11 protein-coding genes are annotated in these 15,450 nt (G+C 34.5%); 7 read left to right on the top strand and 4 right to left on the bottom strand.

The window, feature by feature from the left end; all coding sequences use genetic code 11:
* Positions 1–72: 72 nt before the first annotated feature.
* Both rimK and AC51AA_RS00775 read left to right on the top strand, forming a co-directional pair.
* Entirely contained in the window at positions 73–1,440 is a 1,368-nt protein-coding gene (rimK, locus tag AC51AA_RS00780) for a 30S ribosomal protein S6--L-glutamate ligase (protein WP_500703839.1), read from the top strand.
* 115 nt (positions 1,441–1,555) lie between these two features.
* Positions 1,556–2,074, top strand: a complete 519-nt coding sequence (locus tag AC51AA_RS00775; protein ID WP_500703838.1) for a DUF421 domain-containing protein — start codon at positions 1,556–1,558, stop codon at positions 2,072–2,074.
* Between the two features lie 84 nt (positions 2,075–2,158).
* Here the strand turns inward: AC51AA_RS00775 and AC51AA_RS00770 are convergent, their stop codons facing one another.
* The 3 genes from AC51AA_RS00770 to hutH are packed head-to-tail and all read right to left on the bottom strand — an operon-like array spanning position 2,159 to position 5,738.
* The gene (locus tag AC51AA_RS00770; protein WP_500703837.1) at positions 2,159–3,499 is read right to left on the bottom strand and encodes an inorganic phosphate transporter; all 1,341 of its coding nucleotides are present in this window, start codon (positions 3,497–3,499) and stop codon (positions 2,159–2,161) included.
* Positions 3,500–3,530: 31 nt separating this feature from the next.
* A complete protein-coding gene (locus AC51AA_RS00765) occupies positions 3,531–4,175 on the bottom strand; it encodes a DUF47 domain-containing protein (RefSeq protein ID WP_173966668.1) in 645 nt (214 codons plus the stop codon).
* Between the two features lie 48 nt (positions 4,176–4,223).
* Entirely contained in the window at positions 4,224–5,738 is a 1,515-nt protein-coding gene (gene hutH / locus AC51AA_RS00760; RefSeq protein WP_500703836.1) for a histidine ammonia-lyase, read from the bottom strand.
* 643 nt (positions 5,739–6,381) lie between these two features.
* Between hutH and thrA the strand changes: the two genes are divergently transcribed.
* From thrA to AC51AA_RS00735, 5 genes are all read left to right on the top strand, one after another.
* Positions 6,382–8,829: a bifunctional aspartate kinase/homoserine dehydrogenase I gene (gene thrA / locus AC51AA_RS00755; RefSeq protein WP_500703835.1), complete on the top strand. Its 2,448-nt coding sequence runs from the start codon at positions 6,382–6,384 to the stop codon at positions 8,827–8,829.
* A gap of 80 nt (positions 8,830–8,909) precedes the next feature.
* Positions 8,910–9,830 carry a homoserine kinase gene (locus AC51AA_RS00750; RefSeq protein WP_500703834.1) on the top strand — a complete coding sequence of 307 codons (921 nt, stop codon included), beginning with the start codon at positions 8,910–8,912 and terminating at the stop codon, positions 9,828–9,830.
* Between the two features lie 89 nt (positions 9,831–9,919).
* Positions 9,920–11,209: a threonine synthase gene (thrC, locus tag AC51AA_RS00745; protein ID WP_500703833.1), complete on the top strand. Its 1,290-nt coding sequence runs from the start codon at positions 9,920–9,922 to the stop codon at positions 11,207–11,209.
* A 206-nt stretch (positions 11,210–11,415) separates the two neighbouring features.
* Positions 11,416–12,480: a protein kinase domain-containing protein gene (locus tag AC51AA_RS00740; protein WP_500703832.1), complete on the top strand. Its 1,065-nt coding sequence runs from the start codon at positions 11,416–11,418 to the stop codon at positions 12,478–12,480.
* Positions 12,473–14,023 carry a hypothetical protein gene (locus AC51AA_RS00735; RefSeq protein WP_500703831.1) on the top strand — a complete coding sequence of 517 codons (1,551 nt, stop codon included), beginning with the start codon at positions 12,473–12,475 and terminating at the stop codon, positions 14,021–14,023. Before AC51AA_RS00740 ends, AC51AA_RS00735 begins: the two co-directional genes overlap by 8 nt.
* Positions 14,024–14,336: 313 nt before the next feature.
* Here the strand turns inward: AC51AA_RS00735 and AC51AA_RS00730 are convergent, their stop codons facing one another.
* Entirely contained in the window at positions 14,337–15,413 is a 1,077-nt protein-coding gene (locus tag AC51AA_RS00730; RefSeq protein ID WP_500703830.1) for an endonuclease/exonuclease/phosphatase family protein, read from the bottom strand.
* Between the last annotated feature and the right edge of the window lie 37 nt (positions 15,414–15,450).

Below are 15,450 nucleotides of genomic sequence, written 5' to 3'. Positions count from 1 at the left end.
TAAGTCAAATCCCTTATTTATTAAAAGCAAATAGTTATTTTTGACTAATCAATTCTATAATAAATACAACGTATGCTTCAAAACAAAGTCATTTTAGGTAGCGAAGAATGGTGCTCATTTCCAGAACTTGGAATCCCAACCATAAAGGCTCGTGTAGATTCAGGTGCTAAAACTTCTGCCATGCACGCTATAAACATAGCGCCTTTCATAAAAAATGATACCAATTGGGTGAAATTTGATATCAATCCAATTCAAAACAATATCAAAACCATCATTCATTGTGAAGCGCCGTTGGTTGATAAAAGAATTGTAAAAAGCTCAAGTGGCTTCAGAGAACACCGCTATGTGATTCAAACCCACATTAAAATTGGCGATGCCAAATGGCCTATAGAAATGACTTTAACCAACCGTGACTCCATGGGATTCCGTATGCTTTTAGGCCGTGAGGCCATGAGCGGTCGTGTACTAGTAGACCCGGAAGAAAAATACCTATTAGGACAACCTACACCAGAGGCCTTAAAAGACTTATACCAAAACTCTGAAAAAGCAAGCTCTGGACTAAGAATAGGTCTTTTAGCGAGTAATCCTGAATTGTACAGTAACAAAAGAATCATGGAAGCTGGTGAAATGCGTGGTCACGAAATGCATTTTTTAAACATCAAGGAATGTTATATGAAATTGGATGCCAAGACACCCGAAATTCATTATCGCGGTGGAAAAATACTGAATCAATTTGACGCTATTATTCCTAGAATCCGACCAAGTATCACTTTTTACGGCTGTGCCTTAACACGTCAATTTGAAGCCTTAAAAGTCTTTTGCTTAAATTCAGCAACAGCCATTACACAATCACGCGATAAACTATACTCCTTACAATTGCTTTTAAATAGCGGTATTGACATTCCAACAACCGGTTTTGCCAATTCCCCATTAGATACAGACAATTTAATTAAAATGGTTGGAGGCTCTCCTTTAATCGTTAAACTATTAGAAGGAACCCAAGGAAAAGGAGTTGTATTAGCCGAAACCAAAAAAGCCGCAGAAAGCGTAATCAACGCCTTCAAAAGCTTAAATGCCAACATACTCGTTCAAGAGTTCATCAAAGAAGCCAACGGAAAAGACATTCGTTGTTTTGTAATTGATGGAAAAGTAGTGGCGGCCATTCAACGAGAAGCCATGCCAGGCGAATTTAGAGCCAACATCCACCTTGGAGGAACTGCTTCAGTTATCAAAGTAACTGCTGAGGAGAAAAAAATTGCCATCAAAGCAGCCAAAGCAATGGACTTAAAAGTGGCGGGTGTTGACATTATTCGATCTTCAAAAGGCCCATTATTACTAGAGGTTAATTCTTCTCCAGGTTTAGAAGGAATCGAAGGCGCAACCAATAAGGACGTGGCTGGAGAAATGATCAAAGCCATCGAAAAGAATTTCAAATTATAAGACCTTAATTCCATCATAGCTGTTCATTTAGATTTACTGTCTACTCACTAATTTATCAACTTTGTCAATGTTATAAGCTTTGGCAAAGTTTTTTTTTAATCTAAACCATAAAATAATGACGTTATTCCCCTATCTGGATATCATCGTACGAAGCGCAGCAGTCTATTTTTTCATGACCATTGCCTTGCGCCTCTTTGGAAAAAAGGAACTTTCCCAACTCAATACGGCTGACATTATTTTAATCTTATTGATTAGCAATTCCGTTCAAAACGCTATGGTCGGGCCAGACACCAGTCTTTTAGGAGGTCTAATTGCCGCTTTAGTTTTATTCGTTATCAACTTTGCCATCAAAAAACTGACCCACAAATACAAAATAATAAACGATTTACTATTGGACAAACCACAGATTTTGATCCATCATGGAAATTTAGATTTTGGTGCCTTAAGCAAATTAGACATCTCTAACGACGAATTAAAAGAAGCCATGCGCGAACATGGGATTTTACACTTTTCCGATGTAAAGCTCGCTATGCTAGAAATAGACGGTACAATAAGCATTATATCCCAAGACAAAGACCATCTTAAACAAACCCACTACAAAAGAAAACACAATCACAAAAACTTAAGACAATAAACATCTTAAAAACCTCTACAAAGCAAAAAAGCTAGTTTCACAATGAAACTAGCTTTTTTTTTTATAGCGATCTACTTTTATATTCTAAACAAAAATAGACAAAATGTAATATATAATTCCAGCCAAAACCGCTGAAACAGGAATAGTTAAAACCCAAGCCCATAATAAACTTACCGTTACTCCCCAGCGAACCGCAGAGACACGCTTAGTCAAACCAACTCCAATAATAGAACCTGTGATGGTATGCGTTGTACTTACTGGCACTTTAAAATGCTCTGTAAAATACAAAGTCAATGCTCCTGCAGTTTCCGCAGCTACCCCTTCAAATGAAGTTACTTTAGTAATCTTAGAACCCATTGTTTTCACAATTTTCCAACCACCACTTAAGGTTCCTGCCGCAATAGCAGAATAACAAGCTAATGGAATCCAAGCTGGCATTTTAAAAGCCCCATCATCAGATGGAAGCACTACATCCAACCAAGCATCCATATGAATACCAGGATGTGCATTAATATACACAGCAACTGCTGCCGCAATAATACCCATTACTTTTTGAGAATCGTTTCCACCATGACCTAAACTAAAAGCCGCAGAAGATAACAATTGCATTTTTTTTAAGGCTCCATCGGCTTGATGTAGATTCAAGCTACTAAAGATTAAAGCAAAAGCTGAAATCGAGTAGATAATAAAACCTACTAAAAACCATTTAATATTGTGCGCTTCTAAAACAACACTCCAAAAAACAGAAGATTCAAAACGAGGTTGCCCACCATTTTCTATAATCTTTTCATACGGAATCATCTGACAATAGATAAAAATCCCTGTAAAGATCATCAAAGCAACTGTAAAGAGTTTTGGAAAAATACTTTTCTTAGACGAATTCAATAACCAAATCGAGATTAAATAAGAAGCCAAGGCTCCCAATAAAGGTGCTAGCACAATAAAAGCAACGATAATAAGAACTCCCGAGGGCATGCCCCCATCTTTCCCTGCCTTATACCAACTGACAATTTGATACCAATATTGTGTAGTTCCATCTTCCCCAATGTAACCTGAGAATCCGTGTACTGCAATAGCATGAGCAATAGCAGCACCAGCAAAACCACCGATTAAGGTATGAGAAGAACTAGAAGGAATTCCTAACCACCAAGTCAATAAATTCCAAATAATCGCTGCAATAACTCCCGCAAGAATTACCACTAGGTTTATATCCATGGTATTGGCTGTTTTAGCAACCGTATCCGCAACACCAAATCCAAAAACCCAATAGGCTAAAAAGTTAAAAAATGCTGCCCAAAGAACGGCCTGAAAAGGCGTCAAGACCTTTGTAGCAACAACTGTAGCTATAGCATTTGCCGCATCATGAAAACCATTGATGTAATCAAAAATTAAAGCTAATACTATAATAATTATAAGTAGCGTCATAAATTATAACTTCAGAATGAAATAAATTGAATTAAGAATGTTTTACAGAAATAGATTCTAGTATGTTCGCAACACTCTTACATTTATCTGTTGCAGATTCTAAAACAGATAACACTTCTTTATATTTAATAATATTTTTAGCGTCTGTTTCGTTTTCAAAAATTTCAAAAACTGCTTTGTTATATACGTTGTCTGACTTGTTTTCTAGTTTATTAATTCTAGCACAAGCATCTTTAATCACTTTAAAATTCTGTAAATTTCTCAACTCTTTTACTGCACTGTCAATATTTTGACATGCTTCAAGGTTGATTTCCGTCATCTTTCTGATTGATTTTGTAATCTTATCAACCTGATACAATCTCATTCTACTTGCAGCACCGTGCAAATAATCCGCTACGTTATCAATTGAAGTAATCAAGGTATGAATATCCTCTCTGTCAAACGGAGTAATGAAATTTCTACTCAATTCAAGATTGGTTTGACGTGTAATGTCTTCTCCTTTTTGTTCTAATTCATCAATTTTTTGAAAAAGAACTTCTCTTTCTTTCAATGGAAGGTTTACAGCTTCGTGTAAATTAGACGCTAATTCGATTAAATTGCTTGAAGCCTCTTCGAAAAGTGGAAAGAATTTCTTGTCTTTCGGCACTAAAAATTGGAAAATACTGTTTATTGACATTTTTATGTTTTTGATAGTGCAAAATTACTTCAATATTATTTTACAATGTTAAGCCAGTGTTAACAAATCGTTTTCAATTTGGAAACTATCTAAGAACAACACCGTTTTTTCGATGTCATAATGCAAAATTCGATCTTCTTTGACCAAAGGAACCACTTCTCTATAGCTATTTAAGAACATCTCAATAAAGTCACTTGACTTCAATGGCTTTCTATAAGCAATAGCTTGAGAGGCATTTAATAATTCAATAGCTAAAATACGCTCTAAATTATCCATAACACGCAAGGCTTTTGTAGCGCCATTAGCTCCCATACTCACGTGATCTTCTTGTCCATTACTCGAAACAATACTATCAACACTCGATGGAGTCGCTAATTGCTTGTTTTGACTCGCAATGCTCGCCGCAGTGTACTGTGGAATCATCAGACCAGAATTCAATCCTGGATTATCCACCAAAAAGGCAGGAAGATTACGCAAGCCTGAAATTAATTGATACGTTCTTCTCTCTGAAATACTACCTAACTCTGCCAGTGCAATAGCCATAAAATCTAAGGCCAATGCCAAAGGTTGTCCATGGAAATTTCCACCAGAGATAATCTGATCGGCTTCTATAAATATATTAGGATTATCTGTTACCGAATTGATTTCTGTTTTGAATACCTTTCTCACATAATCAATAGCATCTTTAGAGGCCCCGTGAACCTGTGGCATACAACGGAAAGAATACGGATCCTGAACGTGTTTTTTCTCCTGAGCAATAATTTCACTTCCTTCTAAAAACTCATTGATACGTTGGGCCGTAACAATCTGACCTTTATGAGGACGAATAAAGTGAATCAATTCATTAAAAGGTTCTATCCTTCCATCAAAACCTTCCAAAGAAATGGCTCCGATCAAATCCGCTAAATAAGAGTATTTGTATGCTTTTAATAAGATATGAGCTCCATAAGCACTCATGAACTGTGTCCCATTTAGCAAAGCCAAACCTTCTTTTGATTGCAAAACGATTGGTTCCCAGCTAAAGTGTTTTAAAACTTCAGCAGCCGGCACTTTTTTCCCTTCAAAATACACTTCCCCTTCTCCTAATAAAGGCAAAGATAAATGAGCCAAAGGCGCTAAATCACCGGAGGCACCTAAAGACCCCTGCGTATAGATAACCGGTAGAATATCATTATTGTAAAAATCAACTAGACGATCCACTGTTTGCAATTGGATTCCAGAATGCCCATAACTTAACGATTGAATTTTAAGCAACAACATCAATTTGACAATCTCTGAAGGTACTTCTTCGCCAGTCCCGCAAGCGTGGGATTTTACTAAATTCTCCTGAAGTTGTGATAGATTCTCATTGGATATCTTCACATTACAAAGTGATCCAAATCCTGTATTGATACCATATATAGGTTCCGAATGAGAAGCCATTTTTTTATCTAAATAATCGCGGCATTTCTGAACGTTCACCTTAGCTTCCTCAGATAACTCAAGTGTTTTTTGATTGCCTATGATTTCTTGTAAAGCTTCTAAACTTAAGATTTCAGTACTTATATAATGGATCTCTCTCATGTCTTTTTTGATTTTAAAGCATCAAAATTCAGCAAATCAATATTAAAAAGCAACATTTATTCACAATAATTAAAATTTGAATAATGCAAAACCCTCACTTTTAGGTATTCCACAATCCAAATTACACGAAAAGAAGCCATTATCCCAGTAACATCCTCTAATACTAGACAAAAGAGCCATCCAAAAAATAAAATCCTACTTAACATATAGACTAACCTCGCTTTTATTCAACCCTATTTCATAGAAAATCAGCCTACTACTCTTTTTACTACCCCCGCAAAAGAATGCTAAACATACGAATATGATATCTTTATAGATCCAATTCTGACAAATACTCAATATTCAATTTCTCTTCTTCGAAATATTAAAATATTCGTAAAAAACACCTTAGCCTTTTTACGTTTTATAAAAAACTGTAATTTTGAAAAATCAATAATGAAAAGTAACAGCACAAAATATCAATCTACAATGACAACTCAAACTCGAGTTGCGATTGCTGCTACCACAACTATTACTACAACTACTACCCCTTAGGGGTATACATTTTTACATATAATCCAGGTTATCCATACTTTTTTCTTTTAAAGGAGAAAGGCGATGGACAGGTATAAATATTTGCATCAAAAGAAAAAAAATCATCAAAATGAAAGTATTAAAATTTGGCGGAACTTCGGTAGCCAATGCTAAAAATATAAAACTCGTTCTCGAAATTATAAATCAAAATTCCAAAAAAGACCAATTGGTTGTAGTAGTGTCTGCTTTAAGTAAAGTAACTGATCTACTGCAATTGGCAGCTGCTAAAGCGGCTGCAAATGATGAAAGTTTCAGAGACATCGTTGTCGAAATCGAAAAAAAACACCTTGACACCTTAAAAGATTTAATTCCCGTTAGTGAACAAAGTAGCTTACTAAGTCACGTAAAGAGAATCATCAATCATTTAGAAACCTTGTTGGATGGTTGTTTTTTATTGGGAGAATTATCCCCTAGAACTTCAGATATCATTTTGAGTTTTGGTGAATTACTCTCGTCGTACATTATTGCGCAAGCCTACCAGCAAATTGATAAAAATGTTATTTATAAAGACAGCCGAGAATTAATCAAGACAGATCATAACTTTGGAAAAGCAGTGGTTAATTTTGAGGAATCCAACCGATTGATTCAGGAATATTTTGCCAACAATCAATCACAAATCAATATACTACCAGGTTTTATTGCGTCAACTCTTGACGGAATCACCACTACTTTAGGCCGTGGAGGCTCGGATTATACTGCGGCTATTATAGCCGGAGCACTACAGGCTAAACAATTAGAAATTTGGACTGATGTAAACGGAATGTTTACCGCGAATCCAAAAATTGTAAAACAGGCACGTCCTATAGCGAAGATTTCCTACCAAGAAGCGATGGAATTATCTCATTTTGGGGCAAAAGTGTTGTATCCACCCACTATCCAACCCGTTTTAAGAAAAAACATTCCGATTGTTATCAAAAATACTTTTGAGCCTGAGGCGGAGGGAACTCTGATCTCTAACCAGCTTTCTTCAAAAGATAGTGTTGTAAAGGGAATCAGTCATATCGATCATATTTCCTTGTTAACACTAGAAGGCCCTGGAATGATAGGAGTTTCGGGTTCATCAAAGCGTTTGTTTGAAGTATTATCGCAAGAAAAAATCAATGTTATTTTTATTACACAAGCTTCTTCTGAACATTCTATTTGTATCGGAATCTTAAATGCTGATGCCGAAAAGGCCGAAGATGAAATCAACAAAGCTTTTGCTGTGGAGATTTCGCAAAACAAAATAGATCCTTGTATGGTAGAAAAAGACCTGTGTATTATTGCATTGGTGGGGGAAAACATGAAAAATCACCAAGGACTTAGTGGAAGGATGTTTAGCACTTTAGGAAAAAACAATGTCAATATTCGTGCTATAGCCCAAGGTGCTTCTGAACGAAATATCTCTACTGTTATTAACGAAAGAGACGTCAAAAAAGCCTTGAACACTTTACACGAGAATTTCTTTGAAGAAAACAGCAAACAACTCAATTTGTTTGTAATGGGTGTTGGGAATGTAGGAGAGAAATTCATTGAGCAAATTCACAGTCAAAAGAAATTCTTAAAAGACAACCTTAAAATAAATGTACGGGTTATCGCCTTATCGAACTCAAGAAAAATGCTTTTCGATGAAGACGGAATCTCTCTGAAAGAATGGCAATTGAATTTGGACAAAGGAGAAACAGCTGATAAGGAAGCCTTTATCCAGCGTGCTAAAGAGATGAATTTACGTAACAGTATTTTTGTTGATATTACGGCAAATGCCAGCGTTTCTGAAACCTATGAACACTTTTTAAAACAAAGTATTGCCGTGGTTACCTGTAACAAAATTGCTTGTTCATCGGCCTATGACAATTACAAAAAATTAAAAAACTTATCCAGACAATACAATGCACCCTTTTTGTTTGAAACCAATGTTGGCGCTGGATTACCAATTATAGATACCGTGAAAAACTTAATTGCTTCTGGCGATAAAGTACATAAAATTCAAGCTGTTTTATCAGGAAGTTTGAACTTCATTTTCAATAATTTTGACCAAAACAACTCTTTTCACGATGTCGTAAAAGAAGCCGGAGTTCAAGGTTTTACAGAACCTGACCCTAAGATTGACTTAAGCGGAGTTGATGTGGCTCGAAAAATTCTAATCTTAATTCGCGAAAGCGGTTACGAAATGGATATTGACGCCATTGCCAACGAATCGTTCTTACCTGCCGAATGTTTGGCCACGACCAACAATGATGACTTTTTTGCCTCCTTAACCAAACATGCCCCACATTTTGGAAAAATCTATGAGGAAGCCATTAGTAAAGATTCACGTTTGAAGTATGTTGCACAATTTGAAAACGGTAAAGCTAGTGTTGGACTGCAATTTATTCCAAAAGAGCATCCTTTTTACAATTTGGAGGGTAAAGACAACATCGTTTTGTTCTATACAGATCGTTATGTGGACCAACCTCTCTTGATAAAAGGCGCCGGAGCCGGAGCAGCCGTTACGGCCTCAGGAATTTTTGCAGATGTAATTAGAATTGGAAATAACTAGAAGAAGGAAACAAGCTGCTTCCATACTGCTTTATCAAAATTAGTATTGAGCTGCCCAAAAGCCTTAGAAATTGAAACAAAATGACTGAAATAAAACTATTTTGCCCAGCAACCATTGCCAACCTTTCATGTGGATTTGACGTACTTGGACTTTGCTTGGACAATGCAGGCGATGAAATGATTATTCGAAAAGTAGCACAAAAAGGAGTTCGCATTATCAAAATTGAAGGTGCTGATTTACCTTTAGAAACTGAAAAAAATGTCTCAGGTGTTGCCGCTGTTGCCATGTTAGCAACCCTCGAGGTAGATTGCGGATTTGAAATTGAAATCTACAAACATATTAAAGCAGGAAGTGGAATTGGAAGCAGTGCTGCCAGTTCTGCTGGAGCCGTTTTCGGAATTAATGAATTATTAGGCAGACCTTATTCCCGAAAAGAATTGGTACAGTTTGCTATGCAAGGTGAAAAACTAGCCAGTGGAAATGCTCATGCGGATAACGTAGCCCCTGCCCTTTTAGGGGGCTTTACTTTGGTAAGAAGTTACAGTCCGCTAGATATTATCCGAATTGATAGTCCAGAAGAACTGTTCGCTACGGTAGTTCATCCTCAAATTGAGTTGAAAACATCCGATGCGCGCTCGGTATTAAAGCAAAATGTTTCCCTAAAAAGCGCCATCATGCAATGGGGAAATGTAGGTGGATTAATCGCCGGATTATATACCAAAGATTACGACTTGATCGGAAGATCACTTCATGATGAAATCGTAGAACCTTTGCGTAGCGTTTTGATTCCAGGTTTTGATCAGATCAAACAAACGGCTCTAGAAAATGGTGCTTTAGGTTCGGGGATTTCAGGTTCTGGCCCATCCATTTTTGCTTTAAGCAGAGGAAAAGACACCGCAGATCAAATTGCTAAAGCCATGAGTCAGGTATATGAAAACATGAATTTACCTTATGAAATTCACGTTTCAAAAATTAATCCTGATGGAGTTAGAATCCTATAATACGAATTCAAGTGAATTAGGTATACCCTGCGACTTAAGCACACAACTTAGTTACAAGTACTCTAATACACCTTCAAATAAGACAAATAATGAAATACTATAGTTTAAATCATAATGCCCCAAAAGTTTCGTTTCAAGAAGCTGTAATACAAGGACTAGCTAGCGACAAAGGATTATACTTTCCAGAGCATATTACCGCTTTAGAGCCTGCGTTTTTTGATCGAATTGAAAGTTTAAGTCATCAGGAAATTGCTTTTGAAGCGATTCATCAATTTGTAGGAGATGAAATTCCAGTAGATAAATTAAAAGAAATTATAGCCGACACTTTATGTTTTGATTTCCCAGTGGTTAAAGTCGAAGACGGCATTTATTCCTTGGAATTATATCACGGACCAACCATGGCCTTTAAAGACGTTGGAGCGCGCTTTATGTCCCGTTGTTTAGCCTATTTCAATAAAGACAAAAAAGATTCAAAAAATACGGTTTTGGTTGCTACTTCCGGAGATACCGGAGGCGCTGTAGCGAGTGGTTTTTTAGGTGTTGATGGAGTTGATGTTGTCATTCTATATCCATCAGGTAAGGTGAGCGATATTCAAGAGAAGCAGTTGACCACTTTAGGACAGAACATTAAAGCCCTTGAAGTAGATGGTGTTTTTGATGATTGTCAGGATATGGTCAAAAAAGCGTTTTTAGATGAAACTTTGGCGCATAAAAATCTGACATCAGCAAATTCCATTAATATCGCCCGTTGGTTACCTCAAATGTTCTATTTCTTCTTTGCTTATAAAGCATTGAAGAGCCAAAACAAACCATTGGTTTTCTCTTGCCCAAGTGGCAACTTTGGAAATATCTGCGCTGGAATTATGGCAAAAAGATTAGGGTTACCTATCGAACATTTTGTAGCTTCTACAAACGTCAATGATACCGTACCGAGATTCTTGGAAAATGGAAAATATGATCCTAAACCCTCTAAGGCGACGATTTCTAACGCAATGGATGTTGGAAACCCAAGTAACTTTATTCGCATTCAAGAATTGTACAACAATGATTTGAAAGCGTTCGAAAAAGATTTCTCCTCCTACAGTTATACCGATGAAGAAACACTTGTAGCCATGAAGCAGATTTACAACACCGATGGTTACATTGCAGAACCACATGGTGCTGTTGGCTATTTAGGTCTGAAAAAAGAATTACAAAAACATCAAAATGCCATTGGCGTTTTCTTAGAGACGGCACATCCTATCAAATTTTTAGATGTAGTTGAACCTGCTTTAGGCATTACATTACCAATTCCAGCACAAATTGAAAGTGTGATGGATAAAGAGAAGGTAAGTGTAAAAATTGGTAGTTATGACCAATTGAAGGCGTTTTTGGGGTAATTATCTACCCTAGAAAATTTAAAACCACAGATTACACAGATTAATTTTTAGTCTAATCTGTGGTTTTCTTAATTTAAATTTATTAGTTTTTTGTAAGTAAATTTCTTAAGTTTGGGATAACTTAAACAAAATCAAAACTTATTGATTTTGGTTTTAGGGGAAACATCTTATCAATAACTATAAGTTAAAATTAATACCACGAATTTATGAGTCAAAGTGATATAGCTGCACATGCATTACTAGGTAAAAGTTTAAAAAACAATTGGAAAGTAATTGAAAAAATAGAACCTACTGATGGCTCTACTGGTGGTTTTTTTAGTGTTTGTTATATAGTAAGTAACGGAAAAGAAAATGCTTTTTTAAAAGCATTAAATTTTAATGCTTTTTTTCAAATGTTTCCAGGACAAAGTATTGTTAAGATTCTTCAAGAACAAACCAATGCCTTTGAATTTGAAAAAAATTTACTTTTAAAATGCAGAGATAATAGATTAACAAAAGTATCAATGATAATTGATGAAGGTGAGGAATATATTGATAGCTTTACTATTCCTAACGTACCATATTTAATTTTTGAAATTGCAGAAGGAGATGTTAGATCCAATATAAAATTTACTAATAATATTAATTTAGCATGGAAAATAAAATCTCTTCACGATATCGCAGTTGGGCTAAATCAATTACATAATGTTGAAATAAGCCATCAAGATTTAAAACCTTCAAATGTATTATTATATAATGACTCAACTCTATCTAAAATAGGTGATTTAGGAAGATCATTATGTTCATCGATAAAAGCACCGCATGATGATGGAATATCTTTTACTGGTCAAATGAATTATTCTCCTCCCGAATTTTTATATGGATATATACAACCTGATTGGGATCAAAGAGTAAAATCTACTGATATGTATCTATTTGGAAGCTTAATAACGTATTATTTTTTAGGTATCAATATGACCGCTTTATTATTTAAACATCTAGATATAAGATTTAGATGGACTGTCTTTGGAGGCAATTTTAATCAAGTAAATGATTATCTTGTAGATGCATATTATAAATCTTTAGATGAAATTAAATTGTCTTTAGGGAACAATCATTTTTCAAAAGATTTATTAGAGATCATTGAATATTGCTGTTATCCAATCCCTAATAAAAGAGGGCATCAAAAAAGTATTAAAGAGCATGGGAATCAATTTAATTTCCGTCGAGCAATAGCGAAATTGGATTTAATCAAAAGAAGGACAGAATTAAAAATATACGGAAATGACTAATATTTATGAATTAAAAAATAGATTATTAATTCCAAATTGGAGAGATTTTAAAAGAACAACTAAACTCGGTGAATTAGGTTTACACAATGATGTAAAAACATTAGAAATTGATAATTCTAAAATAAAATTAGATTGGAACAACTCTAAAACTATAGGAGTTGCAGCAGATTTAATTAACAATTCTTTCATTTCAAATGATTTATTTTCTAAAGAACTTGATGAAGCAATAAAATTTGTAGAAGTAAACTCGAATGACGCTTCATTATCATTAATATCATTGATTAACAAAATAAAATCTGAAATAAACCCGAAAAGTGAAAACTCCAATAAAATTTTAGAGAAAAACATAGACACAATTAATGAATTTAATTCGCTAATTAATGATGATTTATTCAATAGAATTATCAATAAAACTAAAAATCTAACAAAAAACCAAGAATCTAACTCCATAAATTGGGTTGAATTAGCACGATTATACACAATTAAAAATCAAATTAAAAAGGCTAACAAATGCATTATAATTGCTTTAAATTTATCTCCAAATAATAGATTTGTACTAAGATCAGCTGTAAGATTTTTTATACACACTTATCAAGAAGAGAAAGCAATCTATTATTTAAAAAAATCCGAGGCAACAAAAGATGATCCTTGGCTAATTTCCGCGCATATTGCTACTTCTAAATTAATCGATAGATACTCTCCTTTCATTAAACATGGAGAGAAAGCAATTGTATCAAAAAAATTTTCCGATTTCGACCTAACCGAACTATCTAGTTCACTTGGAACTTTGGAACTTGAACATGGTTCTTTTAAAAAATCAAAACCTTTATTAGACTTATCTCTGAAGAATCCTAACGATAATAGTTTGGCCCAATTCGAATGGTTAAGTAAAAAAGATAATAGATTACTTTTCAATTCTGACTTTTTCCAGCAAGTTAAAAATCCCTTTGAAGCTTTTGCGTACGAAAATTTTCAAAAAGGAAATTTCCATGAAGCTTTTTATAATTGTATTAACTGGTATTTAGATTTTCCTTATTCAAAAAGACCATTAGTTTTTGGATCATATATTGCTTCAATTTTAGAAGACTATAATGCTTCAATCATCATGTGCTTAGCAGGGCTGAGACTTAATAATTATGAAATTAGTTTTTTGAATAATATTATATATGCACTTTGTTTAAATAACCAATTAGATGAAGTTCCAAAGTACCTTGAGTTTATCAATAAAAACACCTTATCAGACCTTAATAATGAGGAAAAAATAACAATTCAAGCTACTTTGGGTTTATATTATTTAAGAAAAAAAGATATAGAATACGGTAAAGAATTGTATAAAACTTCAATTGAAAATGCAAAAAATTTAAAAAATAACTACTACTATAATTTAGCAATAATAAACTTAACTAGAGAGCTATTTCTATTAAAAGATCCCGAATTTAGTCTTTATAAAAGTTTATTTGACAATATTAAAAGTGATGACGACGATATAATATTCTTGAAAAAAAACATTGAAAAAGTAGTGAATATCAAAATCAAAAATTAATCGTAATTTTAAATACTGTTCCCATAGTACCAGTATCCATATCGTGAACATAAAGAAAAGCAAAAAACCATTTTGCTTTTCTTGAAAAACATAATTCTACATTTAAACTATAGATTGATTTCAAAAACTACGTGTGTTTTGTTCTCTTAGAATCCCTCCTTTAAGATTAATGATTGCGTCTTTAATATCGATCCAAAAATTTTCGTTAACAGATGACAATCAATCAATCAATCAATCAATCAATCAATCAATCAATCAATCAATCAATCAATCAATCAATCAATCAATCAATCAATCAATAACATTCAAATGATTAAATAGCAATCTTAAACGTGGCTAAAACCCCTTTATGATCTGAGGGCCATATACCGTCCGGTTTTAAAAATTGGTCCTGCTCCTGAGTCTCCATTCCTTTCCCTCTTACCACACTAGCAATAGGTCCTACAATGACAGCCTCCTTTAGGGAGAGTCTCTTATTGGGGTAAAAATAAATAAAATCAATACGATCTCTTTCATCAGCATCTCTTGCCCATAATAGTTTTGACAACTCCACATCTGTATTATAAGCTGGCCAAGTGGTTCCTGGATTTTTTACGGGATCCGGATATTTTACCCTATAGGCATCCAAAAAACCATTATTAAGAAGTGTCACACTATTGTGCCAGGGTACCACAGTTCCATTATGATCAAATAAATCTTTTGTTGCTACGGTCCAATCCAAATGTGATGGTTCATTAAAATCTCCTCCTAAAAGCACCAGATTTCCTTTTTGACATTCTTCTTGAGCATCCTTTAAAAAGAGCTCAATGGCTTCATCACGCCCAGAATCTATGTTTTGTTTTAGGATTTTTTCCGTATCCACTATAGGCTCCGGTAATTTTTTCCAATCAATTCCATCGTAACCTCTTGGCAAGTAACAGGCATAATGTGTATAATCCAAATGAGCGGAATATATGGCAATACTGGTTTTCTTACTTAGTCTGATCATGCATTTGGTTAACGAGCCTGAACTTATCGATGATGTAGCTTCGATAGGAAATTTTGATAAAACAACAGCATCACTCAGTAAGTTAGAGCTATAAAACGATACACCTTTGGCTTTTAACGCTTCTAGAATATGTTCTGTAAATACCACCCCTTTATAATTTCGTATTTCACTCATCAAAATGATATTTGCTTTCGATTGAAGAATTACCTCTACGATAGCCTCAAATCCTCCTTTTACCGAGCTCCCTTCGTGCCAAGTATTTAGAGAGAGTACTTTTAATTGTCCATTAAAATTGATTTCCGTTGAGTACTTAATTGGCGGTGTTGGACTAATAGCCGCTGAACAACTAATAGTTGTTCCAAAAAACAGCAAAGAAGCAAGGCATACTATTTTTTTTTTCATTGAATATCTTAATATTTTTTTTGTTAAGTACTGATTA

This window comes from Flavobacterium sp. OHVDL-2026-0007 (genome assembly GCF_059882335.1).
Note: the sequence above shows the minus strand (reverse complement) of the source record. Positions and strands in the feature narration are given on the sequence as shown.

Bases quoted from the DNA above. Each gene is read 5' to 3' on its own strand.
- rimK (WP_500703839.1), top strand. From the start codon at position 73: ATGCTTCAAAACAAAGTCATTTTAGGTAGCGAAGAATGGTGCTCATTT.
- AC51AA_RS00775 (WP_500703838.1), top strand. From the start codon at position 1,556: ATGACGTTATTCCCCTATCTGGATATCATCGTACGAAGCGCAGCAGTC.
- AC51AA_RS00770 (WP_500703837.1), bottom strand. From the start codon at position 3,499: ATGACGCTACTTATAATTATTATAGTATTAGCTTTAATTTTTGATTAC.
- AC51AA_RS00765 (WP_173966668.1), bottom strand. From the start codon at position 4,175: ATGTCAATAAACAGTATTTTCCAATTTTTAGTGCCGAAAGACAAGAAA.
- hutH (WP_500703836.1), bottom strand. From the start codon at position 5,738: ATGAGAGAGATCCATTATATAAGTACTGAAATCTTAAGTTTAGAAGCT.
- thrA (WP_500703835.1), top strand. From the start codon at position 6,382: ATGAAAGTATTAAAATTTGGCGGAACTTCGGTAGCCAATGCTAAAAAT.
- AC51AA_RS00750 (WP_500703834.1), top strand. From the start codon at position 8,910: ATGACTGAAATAAAACTATTTTGCCCAGCAACCATTGCCAACCTTTCA.
- thrC (WP_500703833.1), top strand. From the start codon at position 9,920: ATGAAATACTATAGTTTAAATCATAATGCCCCAAAAGTTTCGTTTCAA.
- AC51AA_RS00740 (WP_500703832.1), top strand. From the start codon at position 11,416: ATGAGTCAAAGTGATATAGCTGCACATGCATTACTAGGTAAAAGTTTA.
- AC51AA_RS00735 (WP_500703831.1), top strand. From the start codon at position 12,473: ATGACTAATATTTATGAATTAAAAAATAGATTATTAATTCCAAATTGG.
- AC51AA_RS00730 (WP_500703830.1), bottom strand. From the start codon at position 15,413: ATGAAAAAAAAAATAGTATGCCTTGCTTCTTTGCTGTTTTTTGGAACA.